Annotated in this window: 15 protein-coding genes and 2 pseudogenes; 7 read left to right on the top strand and 10 right to left on the bottom strand. The window is 70.1% G+C overall.

What is annotated here, in order from left to right:
- Positions 1-56: 56 nt before the first annotated feature.
- Positions 57-1,205, top strand: coding sequence for a PP2C family protein-serine/threonine phosphatase (locus IEZ17_RS16315; RefSeq protein ID WP_189300733.1), 1,149 nt, complete (start codon positions 57-59; stop codon positions 1,203-1,205).
- 67 nt (positions 1,206-1,272) lie between these two features.
- On the opposite strand, the gene IEZ17_RS16310 is transcribed toward IEZ17_RS16315, so the two are convergent.
- From IEZ17_RS16310 to IEZ17_RS16290, 5 genes and pseudogenes are all read right to left on the bottom strand, one after another.
- Positions 1,273-1,728 carry a hypothetical protein gene (locus tag IEZ17_RS16310; protein WP_189300895.1) on the bottom strand — a complete coding sequence of 152 codons (456 nt, stop codon included), beginning with the start codon at positions 1,726-1,728 and terminating at the stop codon, positions 1,273-1,275.
- The gene (locus IEZ17_RS16305; protein ID WP_189300732.1) at positions 1,725-2,600 is read right to left on the bottom strand and encodes an isocitrate lyase/PEP mutase family protein; all 876 of its coding nucleotides are present in this window, start codon (positions 2,598-2,600) and stop codon (positions 1,725-1,727) included. Before IEZ17_RS16305 ends, IEZ17_RS16310 begins: the two co-directional genes overlap by 4 nt.
- Before the next feature lie 47 nt (positions 2,601-2,647).
- Positions 2,648-2,980 (bottom strand): hypothetical protein, encoded by a 333-nt coding sequence (locus tag IEZ17_RS16300; RefSeq protein WP_189300893.1) that lies wholly within the window; start codon positions 2,978-2,980, stop codon positions 2,648-2,650.
- 46 nt (positions 2,981-3,026) lie between these two features.
- Positions 3,027-3,681, bottom strand: a pseudogene (locus tag IEZ17_RS16295) (RraA family protein); the annotation flags it as partial.
- Between the two features lie 246 nt (positions 3,682-3,927).
- Positions 3,928-5,553, bottom strand: a complete 1,626-nt coding sequence (locus IEZ17_RS16290; RefSeq protein ID WP_189300730.1) for a peptide-N4-asparagine amidase — start codon at positions 5,551-5,553, stop codon at positions 3,928-3,930.
- Between the two features lie 371 nt (positions 5,554-5,924).
- Here IEZ17_RS16290 and IEZ17_RS16285 point away from each other — a divergent pair, with 371 nt between their 5' ends.
- Entirely contained in the window at positions 5,925-6,098 is a 174-nt protein-coding gene (locus tag IEZ17_RS16285) for a hypothetical protein (RefSeq protein ID WP_189300728.1), read from the top strand.
- Between the two features lie 73 nt (positions 6,099-6,171).
- On the opposite strand, the gene IEZ17_RS16280 is transcribed toward IEZ17_RS16285, so the two are convergent.
- Positions 6,172-6,774: a hypothetical protein gene (locus IEZ17_RS16280; RefSeq protein WP_189300726.1), complete on the bottom strand. Its 603-nt coding sequence runs from the start codon at positions 6,772-6,774 to the stop codon at positions 6,172-6,174.
- A 558-nt stretch (positions 6,775-7,332) separates the two neighbouring features.
- On the opposite strand from IEZ17_RS16280, the gene panD reads away from it, so the two are divergent.
- The 3 genes from panD to IEZ17_RS16265 all read left to right on the top strand — a co-directional run bounded on the left by panD (position 7,333) and on the right by IEZ17_RS16265 (position 8,947).
- Complete coding sequence (panD, locus tag IEZ17_RS16275) at positions 7,333-7,752, top strand: aspartate 1-decarboxylase (RefSeq protein ID WP_189300725.1); 420 nt, start codon at positions 7,333-7,335, stop codon at positions 7,750-7,752.
- A gap of 154 nt (positions 7,753-7,906) precedes the next feature.
- Positions 7,907-8,107 (top strand): hypothetical protein, encoded by a 201-nt coding sequence (locus IEZ17_RS16270; RefSeq protein ID WP_189300723.1) that lies wholly within the window; start codon positions 7,907-7,909, stop codon positions 8,105-8,107.
- Between the two features lie 9 nt (positions 8,108-8,116).
- Positions 8,117-8,947: a class I SAM-dependent methyltransferase gene (locus IEZ17_RS16265; protein WP_229852305.1), complete on the top strand. Its 831-nt coding sequence runs from the start codon at positions 8,117-8,119 to the stop codon at positions 8,945-8,947.
- A gap of 224 nt (positions 8,948-9,171) precedes the next feature.
- Here the strand turns inward: IEZ17_RS16265 and IEZ17_RS16260 are convergent, their stop codons facing one another.
- On the bottom strand, positions 9,172-10,263 hold the full coding sequence (locus IEZ17_RS16260; protein ID WP_189300721.1) for a hypothetical protein: 1,092 nt from the start codon (positions 10,261-10,263) through the stop codon (positions 9,172-9,174).
- 26 nt (positions 10,264-10,289) lie between these two features.
- A complete protein-coding gene (locus tag IEZ17_RS16255; RefSeq protein ID WP_189300719.1) occupies positions 10,290-11,369 on the bottom strand; it encodes a hypothetical protein in 1,080 nt (359 codons plus the stop codon).
- Positions 11,370-11,592: 223 nt separating this feature from the next.
- On the opposite strand from IEZ17_RS16255, the pseudogene IEZ17_RS42375 reads away from it, so the two are divergent.
- Positions 11,593-11,811, top strand: a pseudogene (locus IEZ17_RS42375) (SAM-dependent methyltransferase); the annotation flags it as partial.
- A 139-nt stretch (positions 11,812-11,950) separates the two neighbouring features.
- Entirely contained in the window at positions 11,951-12,091 is a 141-nt protein-coding gene (locus IEZ17_RS16250; protein ID WP_189300717.1) for a hypothetical protein, read from the top strand.
- Positions 12,092-12,241: 150 nt separating this feature from the next.
- Here the strand turns inward: IEZ17_RS16250 and IEZ17_RS16245 are convergent, their stop codons facing one another.
- The gene (locus IEZ17_RS16245; protein ID WP_189300715.1) at positions 12,242-12,844 is read right to left on the bottom strand and encodes an isochorismatase family protein; all 603 of its coding nucleotides are present in this window, start codon (positions 12,842-12,844) and stop codon (positions 12,242-12,244) included.
- Positions 12,845-12,937: 93 nt separating this feature from the next.
- Positions 12,938-13,921: a GlxA family transcriptional regulator gene (locus IEZ17_RS16240; RefSeq protein WP_189300713.1), complete on the bottom strand. Its 984-nt coding sequence runs from the start codon at positions 13,919-13,921 to the stop codon at positions 12,938-12,940.
- Between the last annotated feature and the right edge of the window lie 211 nt (positions 13,922-14,132).

The following is a 14,132-nucleotide window of genomic DNA, read 5'->3' as shown; positions in this document are numbered from 1 at the left end:
ATCCGGCCCGAGGATGCTTGAGGTGTGGTACAGCGCGACAGAGCGGGAGCGGGGACGTGAGGGCGCTGCGCACGGGGCGCGCCACCGTCGGACGCTGGTGTCTGCGCCACCTTCAGTTGCTCCCCGTCGTCCTGCTGGTCGGAGGTGGCCTCGCCGATTACGTCACTCCTCCGCATGTCAGTGCGGAAGCCTTCTACACGGCCGCGCCGATGACGGCTGCCGCCCTGCTGTCACTGCGCGCGACCGTCCTGGCGGGCATCGGCGCGTGTGCCGTCGACATCGCGCTGCTCACCCACTTCGGCTTCATCGGGGATTCCGGTGGGCAGAGCGAGCTGGCAGCGGTCGTTACCGTCTCGGCCCTTGCCATCGTCGTCAACCGCCTCATGTACTACAGCTACGTACGGCTGCAATCCGCACGCAGGATCGCGCTGGCCGCGCAGCGCGCCGTGTTGCCGCAGCCCCCGGCCTCGATCGGGCCGCTGCGGATCGCGGTGCGGTACCAGGCAGCCGTCAAGGACGCACAGATCGGTGGCGACTTCTACAGCGCGCAGGACACTCCGTACGGGGTGCGCTGTCTGGTCGGCGATGTACGGGGCAAGGGCCTGGAGGCGGTCAAGGCGGTGGCGGTGGCCATGGGCGCTTTCCGGGAGGCCGCGGAGGAGGAACCCACGCTTGTCGGGGTCGCAGCGCGGCTGGAGCGGGCACTGCTGCGGGAAAGGGAGCGGCGGACGGGGCCGGAGCGGACCGAGGGGTTCGCCACCAGCGTTCTGGTCGAGATTTCGCCCTGCGATGATGAACTGCGACTGGTCAACCGCGGCCATCCGGCGCCGCTGCTGCTGCACTCGGGGCAGGTGCACAGTGCGGAGCCGTCCGAGCCGGCCCTTCCCCTGGGGCTGGCGGAGCTGGCCGCCGGCGAGGACCGGACCGACACGGTGCCCTTCCCCTCAGGCGCCACGCTCCTGCTGTACACGGACGGTCTCAACGAGGCGCGAAACCGGGCCGGAGACTTCTACGACCCGGCGGCCGGGCTGACCGGGGGCGAGTTTCCCGGACCGGCTGCGCTGCTCGACGCCCTTCTCACCGACGTGAACCGGCACACCGGTGGCCGCATCGCGGATGACATGGCACTGCTCGCGGTCACGCGAGCACCGGCTGCACCGGCTGCACCGGCTGCACCGGCTGCACCGGGCAACGAGCCTCGATGATGTCCCGTGAGCGGTGCGTCGTACGGCCTTCCTCTGACGGGTCGTCCGAGCCACCGCAGTGGACCGCTCAGCGGGAGTGATCGGCGAGGGAGAGGAGCAGGTGTGCGGTCTCCGGCCGGAGATGGTCGGAGTGCGCGCCCGCGGGCCCCTTCCCGCGGACGCACACGTCGCTCGCGTCGACGCTGACGAAGCGGTGATCGAGGGCGGCAAGCATGCGCCGCCGGTCCTCGGGGCCGGTCGCCGAGTCCTCGGTGCAGGCGAGGTGTTCCGCGAGGACGGCACGTGCCTCGGATTCCGGCAGCAGCGCTTCCGTGCCGAGGAGGAAGTCGTCGATACCCAGCGCGAACACGGCGTAGCCCACGCCGACCAGATACGGCAGGAAGGATGCGGGGAGGCGGGAGAGCGCCTGCGGTGGGATGTCGAACTCGCGGGAGCTGCGGGGGAGTTCTTCGATGGCGGTGTGGTCGGCTTCGGTCTCGCCGAGGACATAGCGGGGGGACAGGTATACCGGGGTCGGGTTCACGGTGCGGTTTCATTCTCCGGGTCGGCTGGGTGGGCCGGCGCGAGCATGGCGTTGACTTCGGGGTACGGCAGGGCGTCCGCCCCGAAGCCGAAGGTGCCGTGGTCGCGGATCTCGGTCGCCGCGCGGACGACGGCGCCGAGCGCGGCGCGGGACAGTGCCGAGCCGACGCTGATCCGCCGTACGCCGAGGGCGCCGAGTTCAGCCACGGACAGCCGCAGCGCGGGCGAGCCCATCAGGACGTTGACCGGGCGGGTGACGGCGGAGCACACCGCGCGGATCGCGTCGGCGTCGGGCAGGGCGGGCGCGTAGAGCACGTCGGCTCCGGCCGCCTCGTATGCCTGGAGTCGCCGGATGGTGTCCGGCAGGTCGGGCCGCCCCTGGAAGAAGTTCTCGGCGCGGGCGGTGACCGTGAAGGGGAAGTCGAGCTCCTCGGCTGCGGCGACGGCCGCGGCCACCCGCTCCACCGCCTCCTCCAGGGGCCGTACGGGCTCCTCGTCGCGGCCGGTGGAGTCCTCCACCGATCCGCCGACCAGGCCCGCCGCGGCGGCGTGCCGGATGGTCTCGGCGACCTCCTCCGGAGTGTCGCCGAATCCGCTCTCCAGGTCGGCGGTGACCGGCAGCGGGGTCGCGGCGACGATCGCCTCGGCGTTCGCGAGCAGTTCCGCGCGGCTGACGAGGTTCCCGCCGTCGGCATGGCCGAGGGCGTAGGAGAGGCCCGCTCCCGTGGTGGCGAGCGCGCGGAAGCCGTGCCGGGTCAGGATCCGCGCGGTGCCGGCGTCCCAGGGGTTGGCGACGACGAACGGTTCGGAACCCTCGTGCAGTTTCCGGAAGGCGACGGCACGTCGGTACTGGTCGGTGGCGGACTTGCTCATCCTGGTGTCCCCTCTGCGGTGCTCATGAGGTCGGCGTCGAGTACAGCTCAGATAACCTCAATGTGGGTGTCCGCAAGAGGATTTGCGCCATGTTCCGCACGGACGAGCGGGCGCAGTAGGTCGGTGACGGCGCCGGGTCCGCCGTAGAACGGGGCGAAGAACTCCCGGGCATGAGCCGGCCGTACCGCATCGGCGTCCGCGAAGACCAGCAGGACCGGCGCCTTGATGGCCGCCACCTCGGACGTCCAGTCGGAGTCCTGCTGCTTCAACTCGGCCACCTTGCCGACCAGCACCGGCCAGTCCACCACCCGGGGCGCCAGCCGGGTGTACACCGCATAGGACGGCGACCGCTTCATCGGCTCGGCGACTGCCGCACTCATCGCGTCCCTCTGCGCCACTCATCGGCCAGCCTCCACAGCCCGGTCGGCCTTCGAACCCCCGGTCGCGCAGAATCGCCTCGATACGGGCGCGGTGCGCCTCCTCCCAGTCGTCGAGGGACTCCCCTGCCTCCTTGGCCAGCTTCGCCCGGACAGCGAGGAGGACCTCTTCCTGCCGGTCGCGGGGCACCACGACGACGCCCTCCTCGTCCGCGACCACGACGTCGCCGGCGGACACCTCCACACCACCGCACCGCACCGCACCGCACACGGACGTTGAGCGGCTCAACGGCCTTCTTGCTCCCCGGGAACGGAATGACGCCGCGGGCGAGGACGGGAAAGCCCATCGCGCGCACCTCGGCGGGGTCACGGATCAGTCCGTCGGCCACGAATGCCGCGATGCCGCGGCGCTGAGCCACGGCACAGACATTTCCGCCGGCGAGTGCGTGGTCCAGGTCGCCCGATGCGGCGACGATGACCGAGCCCGGCGCCGCGCGGTGGATGGCCGCGTGCAGCATGAGGTTGTCGCCGGGCGGACAGCGCACCGTGAACGCCGGCCCGGCGACCCGGGGCATCGCGGACCACAAAGGCCGGATGCCGATGTCCATGACCTGCGCGCGGCCCAGAACGTCCGCGAGGGTGGTCGGGGAGATCTCCTGGAAGGCGGTCGGCGCGGGCGACGGGGAGCCGGCGCGGGCGGGCATGCTCTTCCTCCGTTCGGGCGGGTTGCGGCACACGCGAGCACCGCACCGCGACCGGCCGCGCTCGACGGCTCACGGGCGGGCGGTGCCGCTCACCGGACAACCGCCCGCCCCGGATTGCCGGTTGCCGCACTGCCGGTCGTCGGGCACACCACCATGTGCCCGACGACCGGCTCGGCGGACCGGCCGACCGGCCGGAGAAATCACCTCACACGGACCGGATCGGCCGGATCGGCCCGGAGCGGATGCTCAGCAGCCGTACCGGTCCTCCGTCAACTCGCCCTGGGCCGTGGCCAGGGTCCGGTCGTAGCAGGAACCCGGGCCGTAGAGGCGATAGCGCTCGCGTGAGACGCCCGTGGCGTGCCGCTGTTCGCGGGGCACGTTCTGGTTGTACGCGGCGTCGCCCGTATAGGTGTCGTACAGCCGTGACCAGCCGGTGCGCCGTCCGCCCCGCAGGGTGGCACTGTCCGCGCGGTCCCCCATGGTCATCGTGGTGCGCAGCCGGTTGCTTTTGTCCACGGTCGTCGCACCGTCCATGGTGGAGGTGCGCTGGGTGCGGGTGGTGGTCGCGGGCCCCCGGCCGCTGACGGTCACCGCTTCGTCGTCGTTCCAGCGCGCCCGGAGCGCGTCCGTCGATTCGTCCGCGTTCCAGCGGTGCACGGAACTGCCGACGAGCCTGCGGGTGACCGTCGTCGTGACCCGGCCGTGGGAGGTGTCGAGGTATCCCGACACCGTGAGAGAGTGGCCGCCCTCGGCCGTCAACCGGCGCTCTGTGCCCGGCTCGTACGCCGTCCTGTTGACCAGTTCGCCCGCCCGGTTCGTCACGAGTGCGCCGGTGACCTGCGCCGCCTTCGCGTCCTGCCAGACCAGGATGTTGGTGGGGGTGCTCCAGCCGCTCTGCCCGTCGGGCAGGCCGGTGACCGACACCGCGATCCGGTGCGGGCGCCCGTCGTTCAGCTGTCCCGCGAAGGGGGTCAGGTCGTATTCCACCGGCCGGACGTCGAAGGCACGCGGACCCGGGATCACGTACCACAGGAAGGGGTTGGACCAGCCGCCCGTCCACACGGTCGGGAAGGGAGCGGCGATACCGGCGAGCTTGCCGTCCACCGTCACCTGGACCTCGCGGTACGGTCCGTCCTTGGCCTTGCACGAGTACGGTGCCGAATCCGGCACCGTCAGATACCAGAACTCCTCGCAGCCGCCGCCCGATCCGGTGGCGTACACCTCGGCGACGATGCGTTCGCTGTTGCGCGGCGTGGTCAACTGCCCCGCGTAGACCGTGCCCTCATTGTGGGCGCCCTGGAGGGTGAGGACCTTGTCGGGGGTGCGGGCCTCCTTCGCCCGGCCCTGTGCCGCGTAGAAGGTCAGCGTCACCTTGACCTTGATGACGCCGGTGTACGTCCCGTCCACGGTGTTGCCGATCAGCATCTCGACGGGCCGCCGCTCGTGCAGCATGGCGGCATACCGGGTGACGTCCTTCTCCACCTTCCAGGTGATGCCCTGGGGAGAGGGTTCCGGGGTCGATGTGCGCAGGACCTCCACGCCGCCGATGTGCAGATAGCCGAGGCGGTCGAACTGCCGCCCGGCCACGGATCCTTGGAGTTTCAGGACGACCTTGTTCCAGTGGTGTCCGCACCGTCCGGTCTCTCCGGGCGGTATGTAGGTGCCCTTGTAGGGCGTGTAGTCACGGAATTCGGTGTCGGCGACCGTCACTTGGCACGACGGAGTGTCCGGGACGGACACCGGTGGGCCGGCGGTGACCGGGTCGTGCCAGTGGTTGCCGAATTCGGTGGGCGGCTGCGCGGCGACGGCGGGGCTCGCGCCCAGCACCAGGCCGGCGACGGCGGCGCACACAGTGAGAAGCACTCGTCTCATGGGTCAGGAGTGAAGCGCTTCGTACTGCCGTGCACCAGTGTCCCGTTGGCCTGATCCGCCGCGTGGCGCGGGAAACCGGTCGACTTCCCCACACCTGCGGCGCGAGCCCGGCACGCCCCTCCCGCTCCCCGCCACAGCCACAGCCACAGCCACAGCCAGACACGTATGCCCGACGAACACCCCCAGGACGCGTACCTGCGGAGGAACTTGAGCACTTCCCCCGAGCTGGAGGGAGCCCTCCCCGAGGTGACCAGGACGAGGGACTGTCCGGGCGAACGCGCAAGTCTGAGGACCAGCCGGGTGACCGTGAGTGCGTCCCCGACGCCAGAACCCTCCGGTGGTGCTTCGGCCGCGTCGACGAGCACCGGGTGATGCCGGCGATCCGGGACGATGCGCGGCTCCGGTCGCAGAACGTGGAGCCGGGTTCGGACACGTACTGGCTGCTGGTCTCCGAGGCCGCGATCGAGGCGGCGCTGTACGAGCTGCTGGAGCGCGCCAGGGCGGAGGGCACCGTTTTCGGCGACCGGCCCCCGCCCCCGGCGTGACTCTCACTTCAGGTTTCCAGGCCCGTCCCACAACCTCCGATTGACCGGTTTGATGGCCCGTCCTCCGGCCGACTCACTGGTGCGCTGTGTTGCCGCCGGAGCCCAGGCTCACACCGGCCGCACCGGAGCCGGCGGAAACACCGCCGGCGCCCAGGTTCACGCCGGTGGCGCCGGAGCCGGCAGTGACGCCGCTGGACGACACATTGACGTGCCCGGGGGTCAGGCTGCCGAGCGAGGTCGGGGAGGTGGGGTTCATCGAGGTCCGCGGCGCGTTGATCGAGACGCGGATCGGGTTGGTGTCGACCGGGACCTTCGCAGGGGCGAGCGGGACTGTCCCGCGAGCCCGTGCCTTATCCACGAACACCTTGTGCGTTGTGCGGAAATCGCGCTTGAAGAAGATTCTCTTGGCGAAGTAATCGTTGTGCCTCCGGAAGTCGCAACGCTGGAACTTCTTGATAATGATGACCTTGCGGTCCATCTCGACGACGACAACCTTGACGACCTTAAAGTCCCTGCAATGGCGCGATTCGTTCACGACGATCACGATGACCTTCTGGTGCGGGTGACCGTAGGACGTGGTCGCGCCGACAGGACCGGCAAGGGCGACGCCGGCGGTGCCGGCGATGGCGGTGGCCATTAGGGTGCCGACACCGCGCCGTAGTGCCGGCGCGCTCATGGGTGACAGCCTCCTGGAATGCGCCGTATTGCAGATTTCAATCGTGCACCCTTTCGACCCAGGCGAAGCCGAGCACGAAGCAACCCGGACTTTTCCGTTACCGGTCGATTACAGCAGCGATATGGCCGGTCGCAATTCAGCTGTCCTCGACTCCCTGCCGTAGACGGACAGACGAGTCACGCGTCTCCGGATCGATCCACTGCCATCGCAGGGAGCTGCGCCGTCGTGCCCCTGAATGCGAGCAGTTCTGCGACACATTCATCCGGCAGGTATTCGTTGCCGGTGGCCGTCGTTTTCACCATCACCCTGAGCCGGGGCGCGGCTGTCAGCAGCTCAAGACGGTGGCCGCCCCGACGCAGCCCACGCCGAGGGAGAAGGCCGCTGGGCGCAGTCCGCCCGCAGCAGAAGGCCGCACCTTACGCTCGGGACTCACCCAGCGGCAGTGAGTAATGCAGTGGCAGAGGCACCGGGACACTCTTTGACGTCACGGCTAGCATGGCTGTCCGGCGCGCACCTCGCGGTGAGGGCGCGACCCTTCTTCGGCAGGAGTGTGACGCTGTGCTGCGCACCATGTTCAAGTCCAAGATTCACCGGGCCACCGTGACCGAGGCCGATCTGCACTACGTGGGGTCGGTCACCATCGACGCTGCGCTGATGGAGGCCGCCGACCTGCTGCCCGGCGAGCTCGTCCACATCGTCGACATCGACAACGGCGCCCGCCTGGAGACGTACGTCATCGAGGGCGAGCGGGACTCGGGCGTCATCGGTATCAACGGAGCCGCCGCGCACCTGGTTCATCCCGGTGATCTGGTCATCCTGATCAGCTATGCGCAGGTGGACGACGCGGAGGCCCGTACGCTGCGGCCGAAGGTCGTGCACGTCGATACGGACAACCGCATCGTGGCCCTTGGCTCCGACGCCTCCGAGCCGGTGCCCGGAAGTGATACGTCACGCAGCCCGAGGGCCGCGGCCGTCTGAGAAGCGCGGACCCGAACTCCTCCCGCTGATCCCGATCCTCCTCGTCCGGGTCGGCTCGCTCCGGCGGGCGGCAGCGGGAGACGGCGAGCGCCGGCGCGAGCGGGCGGAGTCTCCGGAAGCGCTGCGCGCCCCGAACCGCTGCTGACACACTCGGGTGAATCGTGATCACCAACCGCTGGTGGAGGAGGAGTTGAGCCGGTCGGACAGGCACTGGACGGCGGGGCCCGAGCGATCTGCCTTCACCACACGCTCGGTCATCCTGCACTGCGTCCGCCACCTGGGCTTCGACGACGCCGGCAGCCGCCGCGACGACCACCGCACCCCGACCACCACCACACCCCCCAACACGAAATAGGCGCCCCCCATGGCACAGCAGCCTGCCACCCCTGCTCCCTACCGCTCCGGCATGTTGAGCAACGACACCCCGCGCGAGCGCGACCGCCTGGAGGCCATCCAACGCAACGTGGACGCGTTCACCACCGGCATCCTCGACGGCCTCCCCCTCCAGGCGTCCTGGCACTGCCTGGAACTGGGCGCGGGCGCCGGCTCCATCGCCTATTGGCTCGCCGGGCGCTGCCCGGACGGCCGCGTCGTAGCCGTCGATCTCGACACCCGCCACCTCGACGGCGACCGGGCCCCGAACCTGGAGATTCAGGAAGCCGACATCACCCACGACGACTACGCGCCCGGCAGCTTCGATCTCATCCACGCCCGCTACCTCTACTGCCACCTGCCCACCCGCGACGCCATGGTCGAACGAGCCGCCCGCTGGCTCGCCCCCGGTGGCTGGCTCGTCGTCGAAGAGCCCTACCACCTGCCCGCGGAGACCTCCCCCTTCCCCGTGGTCCAGCGCCTCCTGGCCGCCTATCAGCGCATGTACCGCGATCACGGAGCCGACATGACCTGGGCGCGCAGCCTGCCCGCCCGGCTCGCCCGCAGCGGGCTGGGCGAGGTGTCCTTCACCGGCAACCTCGGCTGCATGGGAGGACTCGACAAGGACCGCTGGCGCCCCCTCATCGCGCAGGCAGCCCCCGCCCTCCTCGCCGAGGGACTGGTCACCGAGGCCGACGTGAGGGAGTTCTCCGACCTGCTGGACGACCCGGCGTTCATCGACATCCCCCAGGTCACCGTCTCCGCATGGGGTCGCCGCCCTTCACGGCTCGCGGACCCGTGCCCGCAGGCCGGCCGCGGATAGCCAACCCCCGCCGGACCGGCCCGTATCCAGCATCGAGGGGGCAGGACATGAACCGGAGTGCATGTCCTGCCCCCTCGGTGGTGTCGGGGCGTGAGCCCGAGCCGGTATGTCGTTCCCGAGCTCAGGCCAAGTTCACCCCCAGCGGCGTACCAGAGCGCGATCCGACGCATCGGCGTCAAGGCCGGTGGCCGCTGCCGGCCACCGGCCGTCATGGCGCGAGACCGTCAGTCCTCGCCCCTGCGGTGGGCGTTCAGGCACAGCGCCCAGCCGTCGGTGTAGCTGTTCGGCGAGGGCGATCCCCCGGCGTGCGTGGCGGCTGTCCAGTGCGTCGGCCCGGCGGTGCCGTCGCCGACCGGGTTGCCGGCGGAGTCGCTGGGGAAGCTGCCGTTGAGGTGCGGGCCGCCCGAGGCGGTCTTCGTGAAGTCGGTCGTGGTCACGTTGCCCCCGCTGATGGCAGCACCGCCGCTGATCAGGCTGCCGTCTTCGGGACGGCAGCCGACGGTTGCGGTCTGCCCTGTGGCGGCCTCGTCGGGCCCGCTCACCTCGCGGAAGTGGACCGTCGTGACCACGTGGCGGACGTTGTCGTGACCCGCGCTGCACACTGCGTAGGCATAGGTGGTGTTGTTCGTGTCGCGTCCGCCGCCGATCCCGCCGACAGCCGTCCAGGAGTCGGGGTGGGTCTCGCCGTCGGCTGCGGCCTTCTTGCCGAAGTCGTGTGCGGCGTCGTTGAAGGTGGGGAAGCTCGCGATGGGCTTGAGGCTGCCCACGCTGGCCGGGGTGGTCCGGGCGCCGCCGCCGAGCAGGACGGTGCCCGTCGGGCAGGTCGCCGTGACGAGGCGGTCCGACAGTCCGGTGGAGGGACCGGCGATCTTGTTCATGACCACCTGGGTGTGCCGGATCCGATTGCTCTCGAAGCACAGCGCGTAGGGGGTGGTGGAGAAGGAGGGGCTGCTGTGGCTTCCGCTTCCGCCGAACGCCAGCCAGTGGGTCACGTCATGGCCGACGACGCCGGGTGTGTCGGTGTATTCGGTCGTGCCGCCGGGGCTGGGCGCGATGCCCATCACGTGGTTCCCGTTGGAGTCCGGGCCGGTGCCGATGGCCTGGTCGACGCCGCCGCCGGTGATCAGGCCGTGGTCACAGTCCGCGTGGGACGAGACCCCGGTGAAGGGGGTTGCCGGGCCGACGGTGGCCCCGGGGGTCCGCACCGTGACGCCGGCGGTTTTGGCGTTCGCGGTTCCCGGCACCGTAACGATCAGCGCGGCGCCCAGGACCGCCGCCGCCCGGGCGGCGGAGCGCAGCGAGTTCTCTTGCCTCATCGGTTGCTTCTCTCTCACGTCAGTTGTCAGACACCGTCGTTGGCGCACAGCGCCCAGGCGTCGGTGTGGGTGCCGGTCGACGCCTGTCCGCCGGTGTGCCCGAAGGCCGTCCAGTACGCCGCCGTGGTGGTCCCGTCCGCGACGGGGTTGCCGGAAGAGTCGCTGGGGAAGCTGCCGTTGAGGTGGTCGCCGCCGGAGCCCGGTCCCGTGAAGTCGGTGGTCGTCACGTTGCCACCGCTGATGGCGGCACCGCCGCTGACCAGGTTCCCGTCGGTGGGGCCGCAGCCGACGGTCGCCGTCTGGCCGGTGCTTCCGGTGGTCGGTCCGGCCACCTCGCTGTAGTGGACCTTCACCGCGACGCCGCTGACGTTGATGCCGCTGCCGCTGCACATCGCGTACGCATAGGTCTCGTTGGAGCTGTTGCCGGTACCGGCGTCCCACCCGACGGCGGTCCAGGAGTCGGGGTTGGTCTCACCGTCCGCCGCGGCTTTCTTGCCGAAGTCGTGTGCGGCGTTGTTGAAAGTGGGGAAGCTCGCGATCGACTTGAAGTTGCCGACACTGGCCGGGGTGGTCCGGACACCACCGCCGAGCAGGACGGTGTTGGCCGGGCAGGTCGCCGTGACGAGGCCGACCGTCGAGGCCGTGGTGGGTGCATTGACCTTGTTCATCACCACCTGGGTGTGATTGATCAGGTTGCTGCTGAGGCACAGCGCATAGGGGGTGGTGGAGAACGAGGAGTTGAGCATCCCCCCGGTTCCGCCTATGCCGAGCCAGTGCGTCGCATCGGTGCCGACGACGCCCGGCGTACCGGTGTACTCGGTGGTGCCGTCGGCGCTGGGCGAACTGCCCATCACATGGTTCCCGTTCACCCCGGTACCGGTGCCGATCGCCTGGTCGACCCCGCCGCCGGAGGCGAGGCCGCTGGCACAGTCCGCGTGGGTCGAGATCTCGGAGTCAATGGTGGTGGGGCCGCTGGTGGCACCCGGTGTCTTCACCGTGACGGCAACGGTGTTGGCATACGCGGTACCTGACACCGTCATGGTCAGCAGGACCCCCAGGACCAGCGCCTTCCCCAGGGCGGTGCGCCGCCGGACTCTCATGCTCATCGGAGTCTCCCTCCTTCATCGCCAACCTGGCGAACGAGCGCACACTCTGCCGCAGATGTGAGGAGGAAGTCTCCTGTTGCATGGCACAAGCGAGAGGATTGCCGTCTGTGCGAGGGCACATCAGGCGGCGCTGCGCCCCCTGGGCCGCCGCGCGCGCCCCGCACCGCGCAACCACCGGCGACCGCGTGAGGACCGGGGGGCGTCTCACAGGTCCGCCAAAGGACACTGGACCGACCCCGCCCAGGCCCTCCCCGAAGCCCGCCGCGCACTGCGCCCCGGCGGCACACTCGCCCTGTGGTGGAACATCGCCAGCCACTCCGCCGTCCTGGTCCGCGGCCCGCAGAGCGCCGACGCCTTCCTCACCGAGGAGCGCGCCCGCCTCACCGCCCTCTTCCCGAACGGCACAATCGAGGAGAGCTATGTGGTGGACCTGAGGGTCGCCATCCGCTGGACACCCCCGCACCGCAGGATCGTTGACGGCGATGACGACCTGAGAGGGCGCCAGATCCTGTGGTCAGCACTGCTTCACCGGACGCGCCGCTGGTCCACCACACCTGCTCGTCGTCGGTTCCTCAAGTCACGTGAACGGCACGCATGCCAACACCGGCGTGAAGCTCAACACCCCTGCCGGGGTGAGCACTTCAGTCAACAGCAACACGAATGTGGGCGTCGACGTCCTGACGGATCTCGTGGCTTCCGTGAGCGGCGTGGTGAAGTTGTAGACGCGGCGACCGGCAAACCCCGTCCCACTACGGGATCGCAGCGGGACGGAGGCGGCTCGGCGACCTTGGAAACCGTAGGGAAACAGAGCCGCTGTCAGCGGCTGCGCATGGGCGTCGGCAGGACGAACGTCGAACGTTGGCTGACGCGCACTAGGAGGTGAGGTCGTCGACGGTGCGGGCGATGGTGCCGAACAGGTCGCCGATGGTGGTCAGGGCAGCCGTCTGGAGAGTGGCGGCGGGCAGGACGGTGCCGTCGGGGGCGGTCAGCGGTCGGGTGGCGGTGGCCTCGGCGACGACGGTGGGGCGGTAGCCGAGGGTGAAGGCGCCCTGAGCGGTGCAGCTGACGCACATGTGGGTCATGAAGCCGGCCAGCACCAGCTCGTTGCCCGCGCCCAGCTCACGCAGCGTCTTCTCCAGGTCGGTGTCGTGGAAGGCGTTGGGAAGCTGCTTGACCACGACGGGTTCGCCGTCGGCAGGGGCGACTTCGGTGCTGATGGCTCCGATCTCGGCGCGGATGTCGTAGGGGGTGTTCTCACCGCCGTCGTTGACGATGTGGATGACGGGGGTGCCCGCGGCGCGGGCGGCGGCCAGCAGGCGGGCCCCGGCCGTGAGGGCCTGTTCGGCGCCTTCGAGGGCCATGACACCGGTGCGGTAGGTGTTCTGGAAGTCGATCATGATGAGGGTGGTGTCGGCGAGCCGGGGCAGCTGGTTGCCGAGGCCGATCACGTCACGCAGGCTCGTGGAAGCGGACATGGCAGGGGCTCCTATTCAGCAGGGGTGATGGCGGGCACGGCACGGCTCAGCCGTATGGCAGAGCGGTGGTGCCCGGGGACACAGGGAAAGGGTTCAGCTGGTGGTGCGGAAGCGGCGGCGGTAGGCCGCCGGGGTGGTGCCGATCTGCTTGCGCAGCGCCCGGTGGAGCGTTTCCACCGAGCCGAATCCGCAGACGGTGGCGACCTGTTCAAGGGGCTGGTCGGTGCTCTCCAGCAGGCGGCGGGCCGCCTCAACCCGGGCGGCCTCGACGTAGGCGGCCGGGGTGGTGCCGGTTTCCTGGCGGAAAACCCGGGCGAAGTGGCGTTCGCTCAGGCACATCCGTGCCGCGAGGGCCGCCGCGGACAGATCGCCGTCCAGGTGATCCGCGATGAACATCCGCAGATCGTCGATGTCCCTGCGGGAGGCAGCGGGCCGGCTCAGCGGGACCGAGAACTGGCTCTGGCCGCCCTGGCGCTTGAGGTACATGACCTGCTGCCGGGCCACTGCCAGGGCGACCTCCTCGCCCAGGTCCTCGGCCACCAGCGCCAGCGCAAGATCCATACAGGCGCTGATCCCGGCCCCGGTCCACACCTTCCCGCACCGCACGAAGATCGGATCGGGATCCACCGTCACGGCCGGGTGGTCGGCTGCCAGCTGTGCGGCGGTCGACCAGTGGGTGGTGGCCGTTTTGCCGTCCAGCAGCCCGGCCGCGGCCAGCAGGTGCGCGCCCACGCATACCGACGCCACCCGCCGGGCCAGCGGCGCAGCCGTCTTCAGCCATGCCACCACGTCCCGGTCGATCCGGGCGACCGGCCCACCGGGGTGCGGATCCACCGCACCGGGCACCAGCAGCGTATCCAGCACACCGTCGACCTCGGCGAACGAGAGATCCGCGACCAGCCGCACACCCGCCGACGTGGTGACCACGCCAGGTGTCCGGCCCGCCAGCTCCACGCGGTACCCGGCCTGGCCATCGGTCTCCCGGTTGGCCAACGCGAACACTTCGGCCGGGCCGGTGACATCGAGTAGGTCGACATCCGGGAAGACCGCGATGACGACACGGCGGGTTGTGGACATGCACCCATCGTCACTCCCCACGCCCGTGACCACAATGACGTCGTTCTGTCACATCCGGACACGGACACGGACACAGACCAGAGCCACAGACGGAGACACAGACTGCCCGCCAACAGCTCCACTGGGACTGGCACTTGGCGCCAGGTGTCGCTGCCGCTACGCCTCGGCGCGGAGTCGCCCGGCTCGGGTGATCGAGCCTCTCAAGCCGCTT

Origin of the sequence: Streptomyces albospinus (assembly GCF_014648695.1) — a bacterium.
Taxonomy (GTDB): domain Bacteria; phylum Actinomycetota; class Actinomycetes; order Streptomycetales; family Streptomycetaceae; genus Streptomyces; species Streptomyces albospinus.
Note: the sequence above shows the minus strand (reverse complement) of the source record. Positions and strands in the feature narration are given on the sequence as shown.